Annotated in this window: 20 protein-coding genes and 1 pseudogene; 10 read left to right on the top strand and 11 right to left on the bottom strand. The window is 54.3% G+C overall.

Features of this window, described 5'->3' with window-relative positions; all coding sequences use genetic code 11:
* Positions 1 to 5 precede the first annotated feature (5 nt).
* Entirely contained in the window at positions 6 to 1,565 is a 1,560-nt protein-coding gene (gene tagF, locus NM686_RS04135) for a type VI secretion system-associated protein TagF (protein ID WP_255186619.1), read from the top strand.
* 206 nt (positions 1,566 to 1,771) lie between these two features.
* On the opposite strand, the gene NM686_RS04140 is transcribed toward tagF, so the two are convergent.
* Positions 1,772 to 2,449, bottom strand: coding sequence for a PEP-CTERM sorting domain-containing protein (locus NM686_RS04140; protein ID WP_255186620.1), 678 nt, complete (start codon positions 2,447 to 2,449; stop codon positions 1,772 to 1,774).
* A 638-nt stretch (positions 2,450 to 3,087) separates the two neighbouring features.
* Positions 3,088 to 3,690, bottom strand: coding sequence for an arylesterase (locus tag NM686_RS04145; protein WP_269022910.1), 603 nt, complete (start codon positions 3,688 to 3,690; stop codon positions 3,088 to 3,090).
* Between the two features lies 1 nt (position 3,691).
* Here NM686_RS04145 and NM686_RS04150 point away from each other — a divergent pair, with 1 nt between their 5' ends.
* The 9 genes from NM686_RS04150 to NM686_RS04190 all read left to right on the top strand — a co-directional run bounded on the left by NM686_RS04150 (position 3,692) and on the right by NM686_RS04190 (position 16,034).
* Entirely contained in the window at positions 3,692 to 4,381 is a 690-nt protein-coding gene (locus tag NM686_RS04150) for an ABC transporter ATP-binding protein (RefSeq protein WP_255186622.1), read from the top strand.
* Positions 4,378 to 6,861 carry an ABC transporter permease gene (locus NM686_RS04155; protein WP_255186623.1) on the top strand — a complete coding sequence of 828 codons (2,484 nt, stop codon included), beginning with the start codon at positions 4,378 to 4,380 and terminating at the stop codon, positions 6,859 to 6,861. Before NM686_RS04150 ends, NM686_RS04155 begins: the two co-directional genes overlap by 4 nt.
* Positions 6,862 to 7,046: 185 nt before the next feature.
* On the top strand, positions 7,047 to 8,360 hold the full coding sequence (locus NM686_RS04160; RefSeq protein ID WP_255186624.1) for a sigma-54 interaction domain-containing protein: 1,314 nt from the start codon (positions 7,047 to 7,049) through the stop codon (positions 8,358 to 8,360).
* A gap of 8 nt (positions 8,361 to 8,368) precedes the next feature.
* Positions 8,369 to 9,301: an HDOD domain-containing protein gene (locus NM686_RS04165; RefSeq protein ID WP_255186625.1), complete on the top strand. Its 933-nt coding sequence runs from the start codon at positions 8,369 to 8,371 to the stop codon at positions 9,299 to 9,301.
* Between the two features lie 188 nt (positions 9,302 to 9,489).
* On the top strand, positions 9,490 to 10,806 hold the full coding sequence (locus NM686_RS04170; protein WP_255186626.1) for a serine/threonine protein kinase: 1,317 nt from the start codon (positions 9,490 to 9,492) through the stop codon (positions 10,804 to 10,806).
* A 56-nt stretch (positions 10,807 to 10,862) separates the two neighbouring features.
* Positions 10,863 to 11,423, top strand: coding sequence for an FHA domain-containing protein (locus NM686_RS04175; RefSeq protein ID WP_255186627.1), 561 nt, complete (start codon positions 10,863 to 10,865; stop codon positions 11,421 to 11,423).
* A 2-nt stretch (positions 11,424 to 11,425) separates the two neighbouring features.
* Positions 11,426 to 12,841: a VWA domain-containing protein gene (locus NM686_RS04180; protein WP_255186628.1), complete on the top strand. Its 1,416-nt coding sequence runs from the start codon at positions 11,426 to 11,428 to the stop codon at positions 12,839 to 12,841.
* Entirely contained in the window at positions 12,841 to 13,692 is an 852-nt protein-coding gene (locus tag NM686_RS04185; protein ID WP_255186629.1) for a PP2C family protein-serine/threonine phosphatase, read from the top strand. The genes NM686_RS04180 and NM686_RS04185 overlap by 1 nt, the downstream gene beginning before the upstream one ends.
* A 98-nt stretch (positions 13,693 to 13,790) precedes the next feature.
* Positions 13,791 to 16,034: an EAL domain-containing protein gene (locus NM686_RS04190; RefSeq protein ID WP_255186630.1), complete on the top strand. Its 2,244-nt coding sequence runs from the start codon at positions 13,791 to 13,793 to the stop codon at positions 16,032 to 16,034.
* 99 nt (positions 16,035 to 16,133) lie between these two features.
* On the opposite strand, the gene cydB is transcribed toward NM686_RS04190, so the two are convergent.
* The 9 genes and pseudogenes from cydB to NM686_RS04240 all read right to left on the bottom strand — a co-directional run bounded on the left by cydB (position 16,134) and on the right by NM686_RS04240 (position 24,244).
* A complete protein-coding gene (gene cydB, locus NM686_RS04200) occupies positions 16,134 to 16,745 on the bottom strand; it encodes a cytochrome d ubiquinol oxidase subunit II (protein WP_329959168.1) in 612 nt (203 codons plus the stop codon).
* Positions 16,746 to 16,837: 92 nt separating this feature from the next.
* Positions 16,838 to 17,344 carry an aspartate carbamoyltransferase gene (locus NM686_RS04205; protein WP_269022413.1) on the bottom strand — a complete coding sequence of 169 codons (507 nt, stop codon included), beginning with the start codon at positions 17,342 to 17,344 and terminating at the stop codon, positions 16,838 to 16,840.
* Positions 17,345 to 17,371: 27 nt separating this feature from the next.
* Positions 17,372 to 17,593 (bottom strand): annotated as a pseudogene (locus NM686_RS04210) (cytochrome ubiquinol oxidase subunit I); the annotation flags it as partial.
* A gap of 63 nt (positions 17,594 to 17,656) precedes the next feature.
* On the bottom strand, positions 17,657 to 19,570 hold the full coding sequence (locus NM686_RS04215; RefSeq protein WP_255186633.1) for a multicopper oxidase family protein: 1,914 nt from the start codon (positions 19,568 to 19,570) through the stop codon (positions 17,657 to 17,659).
* A gap of 70 nt (positions 19,571 to 19,640) precedes the next feature.
* Positions 19,641 to 19,913, bottom strand: coding sequence for a phosphate-starvation-inducible protein PsiE (locus tag NM686_RS04220; protein WP_255186634.1), 273 nt, complete (start codon positions 19,911 to 19,913; stop codon positions 19,641 to 19,643).
* Between the two features lie 153 nt (positions 19,914 to 20,066).
* Positions 20,067 to 20,996, bottom strand: a complete 930-nt coding sequence (locus tag NM686_RS04225; RefSeq protein WP_255186635.1) for a sulfite exporter TauE/SafE family protein — start codon at positions 20,994 to 20,996, stop codon at positions 20,067 to 20,069.
* 10 nt (positions 20,997 to 21,006) lie between these two features.
* Positions 21,007 to 21,702 carry an MBL fold metallo-hydrolase gene (locus NM686_RS04230; protein WP_255186636.1) on the bottom strand — a complete coding sequence of 232 codons (696 nt, stop codon included), beginning with the start codon at positions 21,700 to 21,702 and terminating at the stop codon, positions 21,007 to 21,009.
* A 596-nt stretch (positions 21,703 to 22,298) separates the two neighbouring features.
* Positions 22,299 to 23,708: a DUF6513 domain-containing protein gene (locus tag NM686_RS04235; protein ID WP_255186637.1), complete on the bottom strand. Its 1,410-nt coding sequence runs from the start codon at positions 23,706 to 23,708 to the stop codon at positions 22,299 to 22,301.
* Entirely contained in the window at positions 23,705 to 24,244 is a 540-nt protein-coding gene (locus tag NM686_RS04240; RefSeq protein WP_255186638.1) for a flavoprotein, read from the bottom strand. The genes NM686_RS04235 and NM686_RS04240 overlap by 4 nt, the downstream gene beginning before the upstream one ends.
* Positions 24,245 to 24,249 lie beyond the last annotated feature (5 nt).

Genomic DNA, 24,249 nt, shown 5'->3' on the forward strand with positions numbered 1-24,249 from the left:
ATTCCATGGTCGGTTTTTATGGCAAGTTGCCCAGTCACGGTGATTTTTTATCCAGGCGCTTGCCCAGGCAGTTCATTGAACCTTGGGACCAGTGGCTGCAAGGTTGCATCGCCGCCAGTCGCGAACAATTGGGCCAAAGCTGGCTGGATACGTTCTTGGTCAGTCCGATTTGGCAGTTTGGCTTGACGCCGGGGTTGTGCGGCGGCGAGGCTTGGGCCGGCGTGATGATGCCGAGCGTCGATCGCGTTGGCCGCTATTTTCCGTTGACCTTGGCGGCCAAGGTCGAGGCAGCACGCTTGAATCAGTTGTTCGATCCCGCCTGCGGCTGGTTTGACGCCCTGTCCGAACTGGCGTTTTCGTCGCTGGATTACGACTTTGATTTGCAGCGTTTCGATGAGGGGTTGCAAAATCTGGACTTGAGCCGGTTTTTGCCTGCCGCTTATCGTGGTGAAGAGGTGGCTTTTGCATCCGGTTCGGCGCGACTGGCCTTTCAATTTCAATTGGTCAGTCCACAAGATACCCCGCAAGCCTTCGTGCAATTGGGCGAGCAGTTGAAGGAACGTTTCCTGGCGCGTTGCAGTTACTGGCGTTCGTCGGCCAATGAAGGTGTCGAGGCATCGCTGTTGGTATGCGAGGGACTGCCGCCGGTCGATGCCTATGTCGGTTTTTTGAAGGGCGACTGGCCACGGCATGGCTGGCAATTGTCGCGTCGATGCGTGGTGCCGGGTTATGCTGCTATTCAAGCCGAGAGGGCCGATTCCGCGGTTATGCAGCAACCACCGCCGCTACCGGATCAAGAACCAAACCTGACAGCGCAGGCCGATACTCCGCTTTCGCGGGAGGGCGGTGACGAATTTTCCTGGCAAAGTTACGGTATCACTGTCGTCGGCTTGAGGCGCAGGCTAAACGAAGACGCGATTTTGCTGCGCAACGAGGCAGGCTTGTGGGCGGTCGCCGACGGCATGGGTGGACATAGCGCCGGAGATGTCGCCAGTCAGGCCTTGGTCGATGCGCTAACCGACATCCCGGCGATCGATGATTTGGAGCACTTCAGCGAGCAAGTGGCATCCGCGCTGCATAACGTCAATCGGCAGTTGCTGCAAATGGCCAGTCGGCGCGGCTATGGCCACATCATCGGCAGTACGATCGTGGTGTTAATGATTCATGAGCGGCAATTTCGTTATCTATGGGCCGGCGATAGTCGCTTGTATCGTTATCGCCGGGGAGCGTTGGAGCAATTGACGCTGGATCATTCCTTGTACAACGAGTCCATCAGTCAGGGAAGCGCTCCGGTGGATGGCAGCGTGGAACAAGGTCGCGGCAATATCATTACCCGCGCCGTCGGCGCCGATGCGCAATTGCAGCTGGATTTTGGCCAGGGCGAGATTGAGGCCGGTGATTTGTTCTTGCTGTGCAGCGACGGCATAGACAAGGAATTGGCTCATGATGACATTGCCGGTTTGTGCTCGGATGGCTCGGTGGCGGAAATCGCCGAGCGCCTGGTGCATGAAGCGGAAAATCGGGGCGGGCGGGACAATATTTCGGTGATTGTGGTTAAGGCCTGAAACGGGGTGCTCAAAGCCTTTGGCGTCACTCCGAACGGATTGGATGAGCCTTGAACAAACGCCGGCAGAGAGACGACGGCGTTTGCAACGATCCTAGTGAATGAGCATAAAATAATCCATGCAAGTATTCGGTGTGGGTGCGGATTTATCAGCATAGTGCGAATGAATTCGCACCTGCCATTGCCGAACTTATTTCTCACACATTCCTAAGCCGACTTGGGGGTTCGCAAGGCTTTGAGTCTTTTGATTCTCATCATCGATGCGGCACCGAAAAAGCCGATGGCAAGCAAGGCTAGTTCGCCGGGTTCGGGTACGGTTATTCCGGCAGGAGGAATTGAACCATTGTCCTTGGTACGGCCTTCGGTGTAGTAAACGCTGATATGCGATACATCCTTTATTTTCTTGCCAACAGAAAAGTCAGGGGCTCTGAATGGTGATGCCCATGTTCCAGACGTGACACCAGAGCCCAGCAAATAACCAACCAGGGAAGTATCGTTGCCACCCTTGAAAATCAGCATGACATTGTCCCAATTGGTATTGTTGAACAGCAAACTGAAATCGTAAGTCCCGGACTTTCCTTCCGAGGTTCCTTCATAGCCGTCCGTGTTGCCTATCTTGCCGCCGAACAGCCAGTCGCTGGTATCGAAAAAGCCACCTGATAAATTGACCGTCATGGGATCCTGTTTCAGAAAATCTTGAGTTTGATCGCTAATCTCGCAGTCTGTCGCGCCTGAAATAAGACCAGAAATCACTCCGCTACAGTTTGTATAGGTTGCGTTTGATGGTTTGTCAGGTTTGGCGGCCTCGGCCGTGCCAGACAAAACCGCGAACAGCATGGTGGCAAGACCTAAGCTGGTTAATTTGGCGTGATTAGTGGTCGTCATTACTTTCCTCTGCTGTCGTTATTTTTCGTCGTAATTAAGCAAAATAGATGCCATTTAAATAATGACTGAAGCGATTGTAGTTCCATGATTGCGGTTGGAATGAAAAAGGTTTGGCTTTTTGCGCTGAACCCTGACTCAAGAGCAATGAGTGTGCGTTGTAACTTCATGAATTGAAAGCTAAATATTTTTTGGGTGGAAAACTTGATTTTTCGGCGGTCTTCTTCAAAAGGGCGGTGGCTCTACATGAACAAGAAAGTGTTTGGGAGGCGGTAGTGGAAAAAAATGAATGAACTTTTGCAGTAATTTGTCATTTCAACATGACACTCATGACAATTTTGTTGAGGGCTGACAACTCTGGCAGCAGCCTCGATTAACCTATAAAAATCATTGGGTCCACGAAACACACGAAAATCACGAACAGTTTCAAAAAGTTATTGCTCAAAAAAGCCGATATCTTGTGAGTAACCAAATCACGTGACATAACCAACTGTTTTATTTCGTGTCTTTCGTGCTTTTCGTGGACTACTGATGCTTTTAGGATTAAACAGGGGGCAAACCAATGCGGGTGCGATTTATTCGGCTGCCACGCTTCGAGCGTGCGGCGCTTTGCGAATCACCGTGCGAAATGAGGCGGATTATTATTTCAACAGCGGTTGCAAATGGGGCCAGACCTTCTCCATGATCAAGGGTTGCCCTAGCGCATTGGGATGCAGGCCGTCGGCCTGCATCAGTTCCGGCTTCAAGGCCACCTCCTCCAAAATGAAGGGTACCAGCGGCACTTTCAGCTCGGCGGATACTTGCGGATAAATGTTGTAGAACATATCGATGTAGCGCCTGCCGTAATTCGGCGGAATTTTCATGCCCAGCAACAACACTTTCGCTCCCGCTTGTCGACTGCGGCGCACCATTTCGCTCAGATTGCTTTTCATTTCCTGCGGCGAAAGGCCGCGCAAACCGTCGTTGCCGCCCAGCTCCAGCAATACGATGTCGGGCTTGTGTTTGGCCAGCACTTGATCGATGCGCGCCAGGCCACCGGCCGAGGTATCCCCGCTGATGCTTTCATTGCTGATAACATAGTCCAGGTGTTGTTGCTTGAACTTTTCCCGCAACAAATTAACCCAACCCGCGTTGACATCGATGCCGTATCCGGCGCTGATGCTATCTCCCAACACGACTATCGCTTTGGCCACAGCGGCCAAGGGCGTCAAACTCAGAACAACGGCAAGGACAAGGCTATACATCATGCAAACTCAGACTGAAAAAACCAACAGGTCTATTATCGTGACACAAAACTTGGGTAAATCGGTACCCACTTCGGAAGGCGCTTTGCAAATCTTGTCATCCGTTGACCTTCGCATCGAGCGGGGCGAGAGCATTGCCATCGTGGGCGAATCCGGTTCCGGCAAGACCACGTTACTGAGTTTGTTGGCGGGATTGGATACGCCCAGCAGCGGTTCTGTCAGCATCGATGGCCGAGATATCACGCGCATGGACGAAGATGGACGGGCCGTGTTACGCAACGAATTGATCGGTTTTGTGTTTCAGTCGTTTCAGTTGTTGCCTGGTTTGACCGCGCTGGAAAATGTGATGTTGCCGCTCGAATTGAGCGGCGATGACAACGCGGAGAATGCCGCGCGTGCGTTGTTGCAGCGGGTCGGCTTGGCGCAGCGTTTGGGACATACGCCTAAACAGTTGTCGGGCGGGGAGCAGCAACGGGTGGCCTTGGCGCGAGCTTTCGTCACGCAGCCGTCGATTTTATTCGCCGACGAGCCGACCGGTAATCTGGACAGCAAAACCGGAGCCCATATCATCGATCTGTTGTTTGAGCTGAACCAGGAAAAACATACCACGCTGGTATTGGTTACCCACGATGCTTCATTGGCCACGCGTTGCGGCCGCATGATCAGGCTCGAAGCCGGGAGCATGGCATGAAACGTTTCAAGTTGGCGCTCAAGTTATTGAAACGGGATGGCCGCTCAGGTGAATTGACCTTGCTGGTGCTGGCATTGGTCATTGCGGTGGCCAGCTCAACCACGATTTCGCTGTTCGCCGATCGATTGCAACGCACATTGACACTGCAGGCCGCCGAGTTTCTGGCTGGCGATTTGGTGGTATCGAGTCCGGCGCCGATCGAACCGAATTGGCTGGAACAGGCGGCCGCGTTGGCTTTGGTCACGTCGCGAACCACGGAATTCGGCAGTGTTTTGCTGGAAAACGAACAGATGCTGTTGGCCTCGATCAAAGCCGTCAGCGCCGCGTATCCGCTACGCGGTTTTTTGAAAACCTTGGAAGGCGATGCGGCCGATGAGGCCATCCAGCAGCAGGGGCCGCCGCCAGGCGAGGCTTGGGTGGAAAACCGGGTGTTGTCGGCCTTGCATCTGAAGCTGGGTGATAGCGTTACGGTGGGTGAAAAGCCCTTGCGGCTTAAGAAAGTATTGAGCTATGAGCCGGATAAGCGTGGCGATTTTTATAGTTTTTCGCCGCGCGTGATGATCAGTCAGGCCGATTTGCTGGCGACCGGCGTGGTGCAGCCGGGTAGCCGTGTGCAGTATTTTTATCAGTTCACCGGGGCTGAACAGCAATTGGCCGCGTTCAAGCAGTGGCTGAAACCGCAGCTCAATCCGTCGCAGCGACTCATGGATGTGCATGATGATCGGCCGGAATTGGGTTCCGCGTTGAAGCGGGCCGAGCGTTATTTGGGCTTGTCCAGCATCGTGGTGGTTTTGATTGCCGGCGTGGCCATCGCGATGGCGGCCGGACGCTATACCGAACGCCATTTCAATGCCGCGGCGCTGTTGCGCTGCCTGGGCTGCCGGCAAGCAGAAATCGTCCGGCTCTATGTCTATCAGTTTTTGCTGTTGGGATTGCTTGCCAGCGCGGCGGGCTGTTTGCTGGGCTGGCTGGGACAGTTGGGGCTGTTTTATTTGCTGCAATCCTTGCTGCCGACGCAACTGGCCAATCCGGGCTGGCTGGCGGTTTGCTTCGGCTTCATCACCGGGATGGCGATACTGCTCGGCTTTGCGCTGCCACCATTATTGCGTTTGCACCGGGTGCCCGCGTTGCGGGTGTTGCGGCGGGAGCTGGAGCCTTTGCCGACAAAGGCTTGGCTGATTTATGGCTTGGCGATGTTGCTGATGACACTATTGATTGGGCGTTATAGCAACGATTGGCCGATGACCGCCAGTGTGCTTGGCTCGGGAATGCTGACATTGCTGGTGTTGACGCTGCTGATCATGGGATTGCTGCGCTGGCTGAGGGGATGGTTGCCGCGTTTGAGTGTGGGCTGGCGGTTAGGGATGCAAGGTATTTTGCGTAACCGTGGTGCCAGTATTGGCCAAATCCTGGCGTTCAGTATCACGCTGGCGGCGATGAGCCTGAGTTTTAGCGTGCGTAGCGATTTGATCGAGCAATGGCGGCGACAATTGCCCGAGCAGGCGCCCAATCATTTTGCCTTGAACATCATTCCCGAGCAGTTGGCGGCCTTCGAGCGGGATTTGCAGCAAGCGGGTATCCTCAGTAGCCGGTTTTATCCCATCGTCAGGGGTAGGCTGGTGGCGATCAACGACGAAGCCGTGCAGGTCAGAGTCAGCAAGGAAAGTCGCGGCGAGGCGGCGACTCAGCGTGATTTGAGTCTGACCTGGACGGAGATGTTGCCGGAAGACAATGCGATTACCGCGGGCGAGGGCTGGCCGAGTAAACAAGCCGGCTGGGTGTCGGTGGAACAGAAATTGGCGGAGAATCTGAAAATAGCGGTCGGCGACCGATTGTTGTTTACGATAGGCAGTGCCCAGGTCAGCGCGAAAGTCGCCAATATTCGCAGTCTGCAATGGGATACCATGAAGCCCAATTTTTACATGATTTTCTCGCCCGGCACGCTGGACGGTTTTCCGGCGACCTATCTGACCAGTTTTTATTTGCCCGACGGGCAAAAAAATCTGCTGAATCAACTGGTCAAAACCTATCCGGCCGTGACCGTGCTGGAGGTTGACCAAATCCTGAAACAGTTCAAGCTCATACTCTCGCAGTTGACCCAGGCGATCAATATCGTGTTGTATTTGGCCTTGCTGGCGGGATTCTTGGTGTTGTTTGCCGCCGTCCATGCAACGCTGGATGGCCGGATTCATGAAGGCGCCGTGATGCGTACCTTGGGCGCCAAAAGAGCCTGGCTCAGAAAAATTCATTTAATCGAGTTTGGCATTTTGGGGGCCATATCGGGGATTCTGGCGGCTGTGCTGGCGCAGACGATTTTATATGTATTGTACAAGTGGGTGATGCATATAGCCTTTGAGCCTTCATTGCTGATATGGGCGCTGTTACCCGTCATCGGCGCCTTTTCCGTGGGGTTGGCCGGGTATTGGGGGGTGAGGCAAGTCGTCAGGTTATCCCCGATGCGGGTTTTACGGCGGCTTTGATGGGCAAAATCCATCAGCGATGAATCAGATGGGCAGTCTTAGGGTTTATTTCCAAATCCAGCGTTTTGGCATTGAAACGCCGGATAAATACCTGTCAAAATTGTCAGAAAAAACTGTCACGGCTGGCGGAAAGTCGCTTGGGATGTCAAGATAGGCTTCCGCAATTCGAATATTTGACGAGATTTATGGCGCAAAGTGTTTTTAGGCTGGAATCGTTGCTAGAAACTCACGAACAACCTTTCGTGGTGATTGGCGCCGATCTACGTGTTATAGCGGTCAATCGTGCCTGGGAAGCGGCATTCGGAATTCCACGGGAACATCAAATCGGTCAGCCCTGTTGCAAGCAAACGGGGGTATGCCGGCACCAGCATTTGTTTCAAACATTGGAGCCTTATGCCGGCATTTTTAGCGCGGATGACGGAAAAGAGTCCAAAAAATTGTTGAATGTGCATGGTTATCCCTTGCTGGACGCCGATGGGCGGCTATATTTAGGCGAGTCGCAAAATCTGCTGCACAAGTCCGCGGACGAAGTGCATCAAACCGGCATGATCGGTAAAAGCGAACCTTTCCTGCGTTTAAAGGCGCAATTGCAGCAAACCACGATGACCTTGGTGCCGGTATTGTTGTTGGGTGAAACGGGAACTGGCAAAGAACTTGCTGCCGAGTTTGTCCATCGACATTCGATGCAGGCGCGCGGCGAGTTTGTGATTGCCGATTGCACGGTGTTTGGCGAGGATTTGTTTGAAAGCGAATTGTTTGGGCATGAAAAAGGCGCGTTTACCGGCGCCTCTAATAATAAAAAGGGCCTGTTTGAATTGGCGGATAACGGTACCCTGTTTCTGGACGAAATCGGTGAATTGCCTTTCTCGCAGCAGGCGAAGTTACTGCGCGCGATTGAAAGCGGGCAATTCAGGCGAGTGGGTGGCACGGCAACACTGAAAGCATCGGTCAGGATTGTGTGTGCCACGCACCGGAATTTGGCGGAGATGGTAAGGCAAGGCCGGTTTCGGGAAGACCTGTTTTATCGCTTGTCGGTGTTTCCGATTCATATGCCGCCGTTGCGCGAGCGCAAGCAGGATATTCCGTTGTTGGTGGATCACTTTTTGCAACAATTGAGCTTGATGCGGGGTAAACCTTTGGCGATCAGTCGCGCGGGGTTGATCAAGCTGATGCAGCACGCATGGCCAGGCAATGTCCGCGAACTGAGAAATTGCCTGCAACTGGCCGGCAGCGTTTGCGCTGGCGACACGATTCAAGAAGAGGATATTCATTTCATGCGTTGTTTTAATGAATCGGTGCAACCCATAACCAATGGCGAAACCGAGGTGATTGCGCCCGAGCAAACGGCACCGGCATTGTCCGCATTGGAGCAGTATGAGGCCAACTTCATAGCCAGCTTGATTAAAAAATATCAAGGCAACCGCAAGTTGATCGCGGCGGAAATGAATATCAGTGAAAGAACGCTTTATCGAAAATTAAACAGGCTCAATTTAAACTAGGCAAGCACATGCAGTCTACGCTCGAACTCTGGACGCTGGACGCGATCGATTCGCAAGACGGTTTTACCCCGCCGTACGACATGCGCGAAACGATCGCGAAAATTCAGGCGCTCCCTCCCTTTCCGGGTACAGCCGCGCGTATCATAGAACTCATTGCCGATCCCAGTGCCGATGTTGATCACTTGGTCGACATTATTGAGCTTGACCCTATTCTGACCGCGCAAGTCATTCGTTGGGCCAGTTCCGCGCTCTACGGTTATCGCGGAAAAATAACCACGGTGCGTAATGCCATCGTGCGGGTGTTGGGGTTTAATTTTGTCCTCGATCTGGCCTTGGGCCTAGCGGTGATGGCGCCGTTAAGGGCGCCCAGGGAAGGCGTGATAGGTACGCGCATGTTCTGGATTCACGCCTTGGCCAGTACCCGGTTGATGCCGGCATTGGCGGCAAGGACTTCAGTCGGGACGGGATTGAAGTCCGAGGAAATTTTGTTGGCGGCCTTGTTGCACAATATAGGCTTTCCGTTATTCGGTCATCAATTCGCCCCAGAGTTTAAGCGTTTAAATCAGCTGATCCACGTCAATCCGACTCTATCCATTTATAACCTGGAAACCTTTGTGTTTGGCGTCAATCATGCTCAATTGGGCGCTTGGTTGATGAGTGCCTGGTCCATGCCTCAGGTGATTACCGATATCGTCTACCATCACCATAATCCGTTTTATCGCGGAGACCATGACGTATTGAATCTGTTGACTTATATCAACGATTATTTGCTGGGACAAATCGGCATTGGCGATGCCGCCAATCAGACCTGTTCCGACGATATCTGGGCCATGCTGGAATTGCAGCCAACCACGGGTTTTGAAATTCTGGATACACTGCAAGATGAAATCAACACCATTACCGAAATGGCCGATAGTCTTACCACCGATCCCTATCCATGAGCATTGCCTGTTTGGATCGGCTCGGCTTTTTACCCTGCTTGTAGCCGCTCACCGAATTCTCGGTTTACATGTCCGCCTCGCTTTGCCCCGCTTGTTTACAAACCGCTGCAGGTCTCGCGATTTGTCCGCATTGCGGCTGGCGTAAAGGTGAGCAGACGGCCCATACGCTGCATCTCTCGCCCGGAACCGTGATTAAGTCGCCATATAGCGTGGCTCGAGTATTGGGATACGGCGGATTTGGCATCACCTATTTGGGATGGGATGCCCATTTGGCAATCAAGGTCGCCATCAAGGAATACTTGCCGCGCGAGTTTGCCATGCGCGCGCCAGGTTCCACGCAGGTATTGCCAATTTCTCCCCAGGCGCAAAGCCATTTTCACGCCGGACTCAATCAATTCCTGGATGAGGCCCGCACGCTGGCCAAATTTCGCCAGCACCCCGGTATTGTCTCCGTACTGTCTTTTTTTCCCGCCAATGGCACCGGCTACATGGTCATGGAATATGTACAGGGCGAAACGCTGAAAAGTTACATACAGCGGCGGGGTTGCCAGAACTGGTGCCAAACCCTGGAGATATTCATGCACGTGATGGATGCGTTACGGGCCGTGCATGGCGCAGGACTGCTGCACCGCGATATTGCGCCGGATAATATTTATTTATGCGGTGATGGGCGGATACAACTGCTGGATTTCGGCGCGGCTCAGTTGAGCCGGCCAGGCGGCCCTTTAAAACCGGCGTCTTCGACGATTTTGGTCAAGCCGGGGTTTGCGCCGGCCGAGCAATACCAAGATCTTGACGGGCAAGGACCCTGGAGCGACGTCTATGGCGTTGCCGCCAGCATGTATTTTTGCCTTACGGGGCAAGTACCGCCGGATACGCAGGACAGGTTGAGTCATGATTCACTGAGGCCGCCGACGGCTCATGGCGCGTTGATTCCGGTGCGGGCGGAACAGGTTTTGCTGGGTGCGTTGGCGATCGATGCCGCGCAGCGGCCGCAAACCATGGCCTCGTTACAAAACCAGTTTCTCAGCACAGCGTCAGGCTCGGCAACCGCGGAGCTTGCCCCGCCGGATGCCGTGGCAGGATTGTCTGTGCGTGCCGTCGTGGAAAGACTGGCCGTATTTCAGGGTTGGCCTGGACGATTGATGGTTATCTTATTATTGCTGTTGTTACTGTTCTGGCTGTTGCCGGCTCGACAGGCGCGCTTTGACATTGCCCCCGTAGCGATGCCGGATGATACGAGCGGACTCGCTGTTCGGCGAGATTTTTCCGGCCAGCCATACCACGAGGAGACTATGTTGCGAGCCAGGGAGCAAGAGCGGCGGGCGGCGGAAGAATTGAAACAACGACAGATCGAGGCCCTGAAGCGGTTCGAAGAAAGCGCGCGCAGGGAGTCTCAACCGGTAGAGCAACAATCCAGGCAACAAGAACCAAGCTATAGCGAGCATTTGCGCAGCCTGTGCGCGGAATGGGGGGCTACGATGGATTGCAAGGATCTTCGCTAAATTTTGGCCCGATACCGAGTAACATTTGCCCGTTAACTTCATTAAGGATACTCGCCATGAAACTGATACGCTGTGAACGCGGCCATTATTATGACTCCCAACAGCATAGTCGCTGTCCTTCTTGTGGTGTGCCCGGTTTGGATGCCGGCAATAGCGATGCGCAAATGCAGGCGGCGCCAGTGGATGCAATGGTCACGCAAGTGCGTGGGCAGGCGGGAGTGGCCGATATCGGCGTCACCGTGGCAATGGTGCGCAAGAAAATTGGCATCGATCCCGTCGTTGGCTGGCTAGTTTGCATCGAAGGTCCCGAAAAAGGGCGCGATTATCGTATTCGCAGCGAACGCAATGGTATCGGTCGTGGCGCCGACATGGCGATTTGCATCAACGGCGACGAGGCTATTTCACGCGAGAATCATGCTTATATCAGTTTCAATCCGCGTAAAGCCAGTTTTAGGATAGCCCCTGGTGATGGCCGCGGCATGACCTATCTGAATGGCGAGGAAGTCGACGTGCCCATGCCCTTGCTAGCCTATGACCGCATCGAACTGGGGCAGACTCATTTGCTTTTCGTGCCCTTATGCGGCGAGCAATTCAATTGGGAAAATCAAGGAGAGTAACCATGCGTCTTCTGTGTTTGCTGTTATGCGGACTGCTTTCCGGTTTGGCCCAAGGACAAGAGGCTGCCGAACTGCGAGTGATTCAAGCGCGGGCCGATTTGCCCAACCTAACGATTTGGGCTCATTTACCCAACGATACGCCTAGTGAAGCCGGACAGATCAGTGTCAGTGTCGGCGAACGTCCAGCCACCGTGACGCGCATCGATCATTTTCGCCAAACCGGCCAGGGCGTGGCCTATATTTTTTTGGTGGATATTTCCAAGTCTCTCAATCCCCGCCAGTTTGCTCAAATTCAACGCGCATTGCATCAGTGGGTGGATGGCATGAGTGATGATGACCGCGCCGCGCTGATGACTTTTGGCGGCGAGGTCAAGCAACCAGTGGACTTTACCGCCGACCATGACCGATTGAACGCAGCAGTCGAGGCGCTGGCGCCTACCGACATGGAAACCAGCTTGTATCGGGGGCTGTCTGCAGCCATCAATCTGGGGCGTCGGCAGGATGAAGGGCTGCCTGACAGGCGCGCCATCGTCATGCTGAGCGACGGCATCGACGACAGCACGGCCGGAATGTCGGTGGAGGATGTTTTCAGACAGAGCCGTGAATACCGCGTGCCGATCTACAGCATTGGTTTCGCCTCGGATCCGGTCAACGAGCGCAAACGAGAAGGCTTGAAAGTGCTCGGCCTGCTGTCGCGCCAATCCGGTGGCTATTTCGTGCAGGCCAATGCGGCCAGTCTGGATGACGCGTATCGACTGCAGCAGCAACGTATCATCCAGGCTTATCGGATTGGAGTAGCTTGTGCGGCGTGTGAAGCCAACGGGCAGTTACAGCCTATCAACGTGACCTGGAGCGATGGGCGCAGCACGCTGAATGACGGCCTGGAGCTGCGCTTATTGCCAAAAGCCGCGCCAGACAAGGCTTTGTTTCCTGAGAAGATGGTCGGCAATCAAGGCCAGGCGATCTTGGTTTTTGCCGGCGGGTTGTTGCTGTTTTTCGCCGCCTTGATTTGGCTTTATCGGCAACGCTTGGTGCGCCCACCGGCGGATGCACCGCAGCCGTTGCCAGAGTCGAAAAAGTCCTCGGCGCAATCCCCAAAAAGCGAAAATCGACTGACCGTACGGCTAACGACGGTAGCCGGTTTACACAAAGGCAAGAGCCATCAGCTCGACATAAAAGAGCGCGCGTTGTTGGGTCGAGCCGGCGATTGCGAGCTGACGCTGGAAGACGATGTGGAAATATCCGGCCACCATGCCTTATTGTTACGCACTGCCAGCAAACTGATCATTCGCGACCTGAATTCCACCAACGGCACTCTGGTCAATGGCGTGCCGATTCACAATGATTATCCGCTGCGAAACGGCGACCTGTTGTTGCTGGGGCGCACAGAATTGCGTATCGAATTCGCGGATTCTTGATGAAGGTTTCGCCGGGCAACGCCAGCCATATCGGCCGGCGCCAACAACAGCAGGACGCCTTTGCCTTATCCGATTTTGACGATGCCGAGTTTATTGAACATGGTGGTTATCTGGCCGTGGTGGCCGATGGTGTCGGCGGGTTGGCGCACGGCGCGGAAGCCGCCGATACCGCCGTCAGTCGCTTTGTGGCCGATTATCGGAGCAAATTCGAGCAACAATCGGTAGACTCGGCTTTGGACGAAGCCCTGGATCATGCTAATCATGCGGTTTGCGATGCCGGATTTTACTTGGGATGTCCGGAGCGAATGGGCTCGACCTTGCTGGCCGCGGTTATTTATCAAGGCCAGTTATATTGGCGCTCGGTAGGGGACAGTCATTTATATTTATGCCGCGATGGGCGGATCGGCCAACTCAATGCCGGCCATAATTTTGCCCGGCAATTACAAACCCTGGCCAACGAAGGCATCATCAGTCAACAAGAGGCCGACACGCATCCGGAACGCCAAGCCCTGGAAGCTTTTTTGGGTTTGAATCCCTTGCCGGCCAGGGATCGAAATCGTCAACCTCTGCCCTTGCAGGACGGTGATGTCATCTTGATGTGCACCGATGGTATTTATGCCGAGTTATCCGATGACGAGATGATGGCCTGTTTAAACCAAACACCGATGGCAGCGGCACAGGCTTTATGCGATGTGGTATTGGCCAAGCAACAGCCCCATCAGGACAATCTGACGGCCTTGGTGCTTGCCTATGAAAGCAAAGAGTCGAAGCCGGTGTCGTGGTCTGGCAGGTTTGCCCTGTATGGCGTGATCGGCTTATTTCTGCTGATGCTGGCGGAATATCTGGCATAAACGCGAGCAGTGGTTAGAATGGCGGCTTAATCAATTTTTCTGACAACGCTGCGTTGTTGGCGTGGATAAGCGAGTGTTAACTCTTGGAAAATCAGTCAATGGCCCTTGATTTAGTCTATGCCTCTCACGATGAAGCCGGCGCATACATTGAGCTGAGCAAGCAGGAGCAAGCCAAAGTTTTGCAGTTTCAACAACAGGTCTTGAAGCTGGTGGCCCTGGGACATGATTGCGTAAAGATTTGCGAAAAACTGTGTCTACTGGAAGAGCAGTTGGTGCCCAATTCGGTAGCCTCCGTCATGTTGCTGGATGCCAGCGAACAGCAATTGAATGTTTTCGTCGCCCCCAGCATACCCAAGGAAGGCGTTGCCCAGCTCAATGGTTTGCGGCCCGGTCCCTGTGCCGGATCATGTGGCAATGCCATTTATCGGCAAGAACCCGTCTACGTCGAAAATACGCTGACCGATCCCCGTTGGCATGACATTCGTCATCTGGCGGTCAATTTCAATATTTGCGCCTGCTGGTCGATGCCGATACGCGGTCGCGGCGGGCGCGTGATCGGCTCGTTTGCGTTGTCTAGCTTCGAGCACCGGATGCCGGGCCCTTTTCAAACCAAATTATTGGAAATCGGCTCATTCATCGTGGGTATCGTGCTGGAACAACGCAAGATCAATCAACAGCTGTATTTGTCCAGCCAAGTGATTGAGCAAAGTACGGAAGGCATCATGATCACCGATAGCGATAATGGCTTTGTGTCGGTGAATCGGGCCTTTACGCGCATTACCGGCTACGCACAAGACGATGTCTTGGGGGAAAATCCGCGGATATTGTCCTCCGGCCGGCATGGCCAGGATTTTTACCGGCAGATGTGGGGCAGCATCAATGCCACCGGACACTGGCAGGGTGAAATCTGGAACAGGACCAAAGCCGGCAGGTTCTATCCGCAGTGGCTCAGCATTACGGCGATCTTGGATGCGCAAAAGAACGTGATGTACTACCTGGGGGTGTTTTCCGATATCACCGAAAAGAAACAGGCGGCGGAAACCATTTGGCGACAAGCCAATTTTGATCTGTTGACGGGCTTGCCCAACCGTAGCCGTTTTTACGACCGATTGCAGCAGGACATCAAAAAAGCCGCGCGTACCAAGCAGAAGCTGGCGCTGCTGTTTATCGACATCGACCGTTTCAAGGAGGTCAACGATTCCGTGGGACACAGCCGCGGCGATGCCTTGCTGAAAGCCTCGGCGGAAAGACTTGCCGCCGGCGTGCTGGATACCGATCTACTGGCGCGCTTGGGCGGCGATGAATTTACTGTCATTTTGAATGAAGTGACGGATGTCGAGGCGGTCGAGCATATTGCCGCGCGGATATTGCAGAAACTGGCCGATCCGTTCGACCTCGATGGCAAACAGACTTATGTCTCCGCCAGTATCGGTATCGCGTTGTTTCCAGACGATGCGGTCGAGGTCGATGCCTTGTTGAAATGCGCCGATCAAGCCATGTATGTGGCTAAAAGCGAAGGCAGAAGCCGCTGGCGTTATTTCACGCCGGCCATGCAAGTCGCGGCGGAAAAAAGGTCTCAAATCATTGCCGATTTGCGTTTGGCCGTGATGAAGCAGCAGTTTTTTCTGCTGTACCAACCCATCGTTGAGCTGGAAACCGGCAAAGTACATAAAGCCGAGGCCCTGATTCGTTGGCAACATCCAGACAAGGGCATGATCAGCCCGGCCGACTTCATTCCGCTGGCGGAAGAAACCCAGCTGATCATAGAGGTCGGGAACTGGATTTTCCAGCAGGCCATCCAGCAAGTGGCAATTTGGCAAGCGGCGCATGGTAAAGATTTTCAAGTCAGCATCAATAAGTCGCCGGTGCAGTTCTACCATGCCGTTGCCGGAGACTGGTCGGCAAGTTTGCAACAAATGGGCCTGGCAGGTCACAGTATCGTCGTCGAAATCACCGAAGGTTTGTTGCTGGATGCGAACGCCACGGTATCCGGGCAATTGCTGCATTTGCGGGATGCCGGCATTCAGGTCGCAATAGACGACTTCGGCACAGGTTATTCTTCGTTATCCTATTTGAAGAAATTCGACATCGATTATTTGAAAATCGATCAATCCTTCGTACGCAATCTGTCGGAAGATTCCAGTGATCGGGTGCTATGCGAAGCCATCATCACGATGGCGCACCGGCTGGGGATGAAAGTCATCGCCGAAGGCGTGGAAACCCGACAGCAATGCGATTTGTTGAAGCAAGCAGGCTGCGATTACGGCCAAGGTTATTTGTTTGCGCGGCCGTTGACGGCGGAAGCTTTTGATGAGTTTATGGCCAGGAAAATCTCGCCTTGAATGCATCGGTTCGATCGCGAAGCCCACGCATCATTCCCAGCCGGGCAGGGTTTGGGCGCCTTGCGTGTGCTTTACGATTCTTATGCGGAAAAGACTCGTTCAGTAGTCGTTTTTTCGCAAGCTATCGCAGGACTGATCGATGCCATGGGTGTCGATGTCGCAGACCGGCTCCGGCCACATCGCGTTGATGATGCCGAAAGAGGCGGCAAAGCCCACGGTCAACATTGCAGCACGCCGAATAATACCGGAGGCAAGGTACCGCCCAGGAAACAACGCCCAGTCCCAGCCGTTGCGCCAGGATGGATTTTCGAGCTTGCTGCGATAATCAAAGCCAGCCGGTCGGAAGAACAACGCAAACAGCACCAGCAACATCGCCGCGTACAAGCCGGAAAACAAGGTCGCATAGACGGCCGGCCAGATCGCGAAAATCGCTCCGCCCAGCAGTATCAGCCAGACCTGATTGCCTTCCCAGGTAGCGCCAACGGTATTGATGATGACGCGGCGCTCGACGTCGGTCCTGCCGACAAACGGCAACAAGGTACATACGCCAAAATCAAAGCCCTCGATCAAGGCGAAGGCGACGATGCCGATGAACAGCCACCAGATCAGGCGTATGGTTTCATAATCGAACTGGTTGAACTCCACAAAAGTAGATTGGATTGGGCGGAAGCCAACGAAAAAAAACGACTCGGTCGGGATGAGCCTGGTCAAGCATCCAGCGGGTGAGAGTGTTGCTAGCCAGCCCTACTTGGACTTTGCTCAGTACGAACGGCCTACAACACTCGCCAACTGATTTTTTAGGTTCATTGCTGATGCTGATGATGCGTGCCATGTCCACCGACCGCGTGCCGCGCGTGATCGCTGAGCTGGGCATCGAAATAACGGTGGATGGCATTGACTAGCGTGGCATCGTTCGTCGAATATTCGATTTCGGCGCCGTTCGGCAGCTCGCGGTAGTCGAATGTCACCTGTTGATGATGGCTGCTCAACTCGGCCAAGCCCGGCATGTCGTCGCCGTGAATCTGCCGTTGCCGGGAAAAATCGCCCTTTTTGAAACGTTCGCTGATTTGCGACAAATGCTGGCGGATCAAGTGGATTTGCTCGCCATCGCTAGCGTCCTTGGCGATGACTTGCTGCAAGCCACCTCGTTCGGTTTTGTTGAATACATGCCGGGTCTTTTCCAGATGAAATGGCATCACATGTTTGCCGCGTTCGGCAACTTCATCCAGGCGTTGCGGGTTGGCCGGCACCTGGGCATGCGCCGAAACGGTTGTCGCCGACAACAGCAAGGCCCATGCGGTTTTAGGCATAAATTTCAAGGTTGACTCTCCGGTTGATCAATGTGCGGCAGCGGGTTGTTGTTCGAAAAAATAGCGTCCGGTATGCAAGCTTCTGGGGCCCAGTTTGACGTATTTCGGCATCAGATAGAGCTCGATGAGCAATAGCACGGTATAGAACAGGGCAAAGCCGGCGATACTGAACCAGAGTTGATTGCTACTGAGGCTGGAGACGCTCAGGTGGGTCGGCAATACGCCGGAAATAGTCCAGGGCTGGCGTCCGTCATGACGGCCTCCTCGGGAATAAGGTTTATCGAATGTCATGAACAAACGCCAGCGCACGGATCACTCGACCAGGAAATCCCGCATCATGCCCATGTCCTCGTGTTCCAGGTTGTGGCAGTGATACATGAACAAGCCTTTGAAATCCTCGAACGGTTTGATCAAGCGAACACGTTCGCCCGGCATCACCAACACGGTATCCTTCCAGCCGCCTTCGATGAAACCCTCCTTGACGGTCGCATAATCGGCACTTTCATCATTGCTGATGCTGCGGCTGAGGATTTGGAAGTATTGGCCGTGCATGTGAATCGGGTGAGCCATTGACATCATCATGCCCATGTCTCCGCCCATCATGCCGCCCATTTTGTGTCCGCCTTCGCCATCACCATGATTCATGCCTCCCATCATGCCCATGCGATGACCGCCACCCTCGCCATGGTTCATTCCGCCCATCATGCCCATGCCACCCATTTTGTGTTCGGACGCTTCGGCGCGATTACCACCATCATGATTCATGCCGCGGCGCATGCCGCCATGTCGCATGTTGTCCTGGCTTTGTGGTTTGCTGTTTTCGCTCTCATGTTTTTTTTCGCTGCCATGACCACCGCTGCCACCATGAGCATGGAAAATCTCCATCAATTGCACGGTATTAACGGGAATGCGTTCGTTGGGCAGGATGTCGTTATACGCATAAGGCCGGCCATTCAGCACCATGCGCATCGGCCCTTCGGAAATGCCGATGGGTACCGGTTTGTTCGGGTTGGCGGTATCGGCCAGCGTGTAATGCTTAATTGTGGATAATTGGTTGGGCAGGCTTGGGCTATCGCTGACTTGACGGGTCACTTTGACGGTGAAAATCGGGTAATCGCTGCCGACCGGCAACTTGCTGCCATGCATGCCACCCATGCCCATGCGATGACCGCCACCGCCATGCTGTTGATCATCGCCGCCGTGCCTGCCCGTCATCATGCGCTCCGCCATCATCGGCAGCACACCGGAAAATGGCCTGCTGCGCATGACCAATTGCGAACCCACCTTGCGCCCGCTGAAATCAGCCCAGATGTCCAGGCGCTCGCCGGGCGCCAGCATCACATAAGGTTTGTTGACGGGCGTTTCGAGCAGGCCGCCGTCGGTGCCGATCACGGTGATAGGTGATTTGTCGTCCCAGGCCAGTTTGTAGATGCGCGCCGTCGAGCCGTTCAATACCCGAAAACGATAAGCCCGGCTGGCCACGTCCAGCTGAAAATCAGGGCGGCCGTTGACCAAGATGCGGTCGCCGTAAAAGCCCATCATGCGGTCGTGCATGTGCCGTGCGTAAAGCAACTGGTTGTTGCCGTCGAACAAGCGATCCTGAATCACGATAGGCACTTCGTATTCGCCGTTTGGCAATTCCAGCTTGCGCTCTTCGGGGTCGTTGACCAGGATGGCGCCGGCCAGACCGTGATAGACCTGTTTGGCGGTGATGTTGTGCGGATGCGGATGATAGATGTTCATACTGGCACGATTCAGCATCTCGAACTCATAGACGAAGGTTTCGCCCTTGTCGATCGAATAAAGCGGATGTCCGTCGACGTCGGCAGGCACGTGCAGCCCGTGCCAATGCGTGATCGTGGGTTCGTCGAGCTGGTTGTGCAAGTTGATGCGAATTTTTTGGCCTTTTTCAAAACGCATGATGGGGCCAAGATAAGAGCCCGGTATCTCTGTCAGCGTGCTGGCGGGGCCCTTGATCAGCTTGGCGAAATATTGCTGCACCCGGGTTGGTTGTCCGGACAGAATCGAGACCTCCGCGGGCTTGCAGAACAGATCGATTTCTACATCGGGATGAAAATTGGGTGAGGCTTTCTTGGGCGGCATTTTTGGCATTTCGCCCATGCCTTCCATGGCCCGTAGCCAGCCCGGCATGCCTGCGTAGGCGAATAATCCGAAACCGGTTTGCGCGAAAAAACGGCGGCGGGATGGGTTGATGGTATGCGTCATGACGTCTCCTCGACCTTATAGGTTCTTGTTTTTAATAATAATTAGTCTCTGCCATATCCCTATCTCGAGTTCAACCGTTGTCCGATGGTGGCTTCAGGATAACCCGGGTGGAAATGGCCAGCAATAAAATTGCCGCCGACACCCATAACATGCTGATGCCCGCTTGGTGATGCGCTTGCACATCAGCAATCACCAAACGCGCCAGCGCGGTAATGGCGACATAAATCAGGCAGCGCACCGGCATTACGTTGGTCTTGAAATAAATCCCGACCATCGCGCCGAGTTCCTGATAAATGAACAGCAATGGAATATCGCCTATCGTGGCGTGGCCTTGCGACATCATGCCGACTATAGGCGAATACCGCTGACCAGACGATGCTGGCGCCAATCACGAACAAGGCCAGATAATGAAAGCCTCGATCAGCAGGTTGCCGAAGTCATCCGCCCATAGCTTGGTATGGGTATGCCAAGCTCCAAATTGACGAGGGTGCATGATTCAGTGTCCGTTCGAGCCGCTTTGCGGCTTCAAAACCACCGCATCGGCTTTGTGTATCCAACTGCCGATGCGCAACAATATCAATACGGTCAACAAAACCAGTGTAGCCCAGATTTCGCTATGCGCCCGGTCAAACCATGCTTCCGCATCGAGCAACAATTGGGCGGTAAAAGCCTGCGACAGTACATAAAAGCCAACGGCCGCCACCATCAGGCCAAACCCACGCCTCAGCCAGTTGGGCTTGATATAGCCAGACAAGAGGGCACCCATGCCGCTACCAATGAGGGCGCCGGTGGTGACCAAGGCCGTCAACGGTAGATCCAGCGTCGCATGTTGGCTATAGCCACCGAGACCCGCCAGCGCATTCATCACTATGATCAGCAACGAAGTGCCGATCGCGCCCTGCATCGGTAACCCCACCAGCAAGGTCAAGGCCGGCACGATCAAAAAGCCGCCGCCTACGCCGACCATGCCGGTCAAGCCACCGACGAAGAAGCCGTCGAACAGTACGCGTAAATAAGGCACCCGCAAAGGGCAAACCCTGCGCGGGATGCCGGTAGGGCTTGCATCGGTCGATGATTTTCCGCCGCGCAGCATCAATAGGCCGGTCGATAAGCTGATCAGGGCAAATAGCGTCATCAGCAAGTCGGAGGTGAAATGAACAGCCAAACGGCCGCCGGCAAAGGCGCCCATCATGCCGGACAAGCCGAAAAATACCCCGCTCTTCCAGCATACTGAATGGCGTCTGGCGTGCGGAATCAAAGCCAGCAGGCTGGAAACACCGACCACGACAAAAGACGTAGTAATCGCGGTTTTGGGATCTACGTGCAGCAGATACACCAACATCGGCACGGTCAAAATCGAGCCGCCACCACCCAGCAAGCCCAACAACAAGCCAATGATCATCGATAAGCCTAGCGTGAGCAGCATGACGGCATCCTTAACCCTGTGCGATCAAGCCGCAGGATTGATTGGCCGGTAAGGCCTTATCGATGAACTTGGGATAAGCCAGTTTCAAATCTTGCAGGATGGCGATGAATTCCTCGCGTGATTTTCCGCCGCCCAAGCGCGTGTTTTTGGCCATCTCTTGTTTGATCGTGGAAACGGTGTTGCCGTTGTAATCGTGTCCAGGATAAACCAGGGTGTCGGGTGGCAATGTGAACAGCTTGCCGGTGATGCTGTCGTAAAGTTGGCCAGCGTCGCCTTGTTGAAAATCGGTACGGCCGCTGCCGCCGATCAATAGTGCATCACCGGTGAAGACCCGGTCGGCCATCACATAGCTGACGCAGCCATTGGTGTGGCCGGGCGTATGCCGGACTTCTAATTCTAGGTCGCCGACTTGCAGTGGTACGCCATCGGTGACCAGGAGGTCCGCGCACATGGCGCCGGCATCTCGATGCACGACGCTTTTGCTGCCAAGCTTTTGCCGTAGCAGTCCGGAGCCGGTGATGTGGTCCGCATGAACGTGCGTTTCCAGGGTATAAATCAATTTGAGATTCAGGCTATTCAACAGATCGATATAGTCATCCAGTTCCGAGGCGACCGGATCGATTAAAATCGCGCGTTGAGTGCGTTCACAGCCCAGCAAATAGCTATAGGTCGATGTTTCGGTTTCGAAAAGTTGCTTGAAAATCATGACTAGGCTCCTGGTTTTAACCAAAATTAGAAAAGTTTGATGTTCTTATATCAATTCCCGTGCCAGTTTTTTGGGGCCTTGCCACGCGCTTATGTATTGATTTTGCTGCTTCTTTTTCAAGTGTTTGTTTCTCGGTTGTTTCAGGCTGAAGTGTTGAAACGATTGTGTTTCATTTGAAGTATTTGTGAAACATTTGGTGGCGCTAGCCATGAGTCATTGCAAACGCTGGCTTAATACAATCGACTTTTACCAAGGTTCAAGCTTTTGGGGTGAGTCGATAGCGGCGCGGTTTGTCGTCCGACGCCAATGGCAAAGCTTTGTTGCGACAGGAGGAGGAAATCGTTTGAGTTGTCCACCGATGACATCATCGGTAGGGTTCATGCCTGGCTTTGGGAGGAAGCCGTAAGCTATCGATCAGTCCAAAGCAGGCATTTATCCTAGAAAAATCATTGGGTCCACGAAATACACAAAACCCGTCCTGAGCAGGGGCGAAGGGATCACGAAAAGTTTCAAACAGTTATCATTTCAAACAGCAGCACCGAACAGGTGAATCGATAAGCTTCATAACGCTTTTCGTGGTCTGTGGTTTTTTGGGGTTATTCGGGATCGTGGTGTTTTTTAAGTGTGCTGCCGGCCGGTTTGAAGGTATGCAGGTCCGCTTCGGTTTCCATGCCTTGCGCGGCGCAGCCCCAATTCAGTTGCTGATCCTGGGTGAAGCGTTTGCCCAACTGCCAGGCGATCTGCGCCCGCGCCAGTTCCACGCCCAGATAAAAGGCATGGCCGCCGTCGGTTTCGACGCCCAGTTTCGGATACAAGTCGAACGGGTCTTGCGCACTATGAAAACCCTCGCGGTTGAACACATGCAAGCCCTCGCTGCTGACCTGGATGCGGTAGCTGGGGTCCTTGATCTCGGCGGCAATGGCCTGGATTTCGTCGAGCCGGTACGGAAACGGGGCGGTGTCGTGCACGGTCAATAAATCCGCCGATATGTGCTTGGGCAGACTGTTGCTTTGCTTGGCGGCAAACATGATGCGGCGGGCACAGTCGGCTTCCCTGATCGCGCGGCAGGCATGCTTGCTGACTTCGGTGGCCAGGATATGGTTGATGTTCAATTCCGAGCAAATACCCAGCAGCAAGGCATTCATGCCGCTGGTGTCGGCGTGGGTCAGTTCGGTCAGATTGCCGACACCCATCATCATTTCGATGTCGGGGTAACGCTGGCGAAACTCAAAATTGCGCACGATGGACTCGGTAAAGCCGAAATGTATCGGGTCCAGAATCGGATCGACGATGAAGGCCCGGCTCTTGCGCTGCAAGGTTTCAATCGCTTTGTCCAAGGTGCTCAAATCGCCGTGGGCTTGCGGAATCAGAATCGGCGTGGTCGCCACTTCGTCGGCGATCCACAGGCTTTTCTCGGTCAGGCTCAGCATGTAGTCGGCCCCGGCCTTGCCGCCCGCGATCAAGTCTTCATCTTCCAGCGAGTCGATGCTGACCGTGAAGCCTTCCTGTTTCAGGGTACGGATACAGTCGGCCAGATGGGGGAATGGCGTGCCGGGCAGGCAGCCGATGTCGATGACGTCGGCGCCGTTGGCTTTATAGTAATAGGCGCGCTTTATCACCTCGTCGACGCCAATGTTGGGGGCATCGACGATTTCGGCGAAGATCTTGGTTTGGTATTGGCTGAGGTCGTAATGATGCGCGCCCTTGCCGAAATACAAAGGCAAGTCTTTGACTTCTTCCGGCCCGCGTTCGACCGGTACGCCTAACTGTTGAGAAAGGGCCTCGATGTCACCGCGGCAGCGGCCCGGGATGACGATGCGGCTGGCGCCTTCGGTATCCTTCAGGCGGCGGCCTATCATGTCGGTGGTCATCAGGGCTGCGACCTTGACCCCCATTTCCTTGACCTTGTAATAAAAATCCGGCTCCATCGCCGCCAGGATCTGTCGCAGTTGTTTTTCGGCCAGCTTGCCGGTCAAGAACAGGATGCGTTCGGGTTCCGCGTTCATGACAGCGCTGCCAGGCGGTGTAATACCGAAGTTTTCAATTCGGCTACGCTTTCAACGACTTCGGTGAATGGAAAAGTCTTGATTTTGGCGGTGGCTTCCAAGTCGATAGGGCGCGGGTAGACCATGACTTTTTTATTGCCGGGCGCGGTGGTTTCCATTTCCGGCGCGATGTCGCATGGATACACGATGCTGGGTACCCGGCATTTGCCGGCCTGCGAATACAGGTTGGTGACCAGGGAATCGGCGATGCCGAGCACGCATTTGGCAATGGTGTTGGATGTGGTCGGCGCCATCACGAAGGTGTGGTAATAGCCCTTGTAAAACAAACCGACAGGTGGCGCCGAGGCGGCCTTGTCGCGGTAGATCGGCAAGCGGTCCTTGAGGTCGTTGATGTGGATGCCGTACATTTTGAGCACTTCCTCGCCGGCTTGGCTTAAATATAGATCGACGTTGTCCAGGGTCAGCATGAATGCCAGACATTCTTCGATATAATGCCCCGAGCCGGTGATGGCCCAGGCAAGACGCGGTGATTTCATGACGG

The organism is Methylomonas rapida (assembly GCF_024360925.2).
Lineage (GTDB): Bacteria > Pseudomonadota > Gammaproteobacteria > Methylococcales > Methylomonadaceae > Methylomonas > Methylomonas rapida.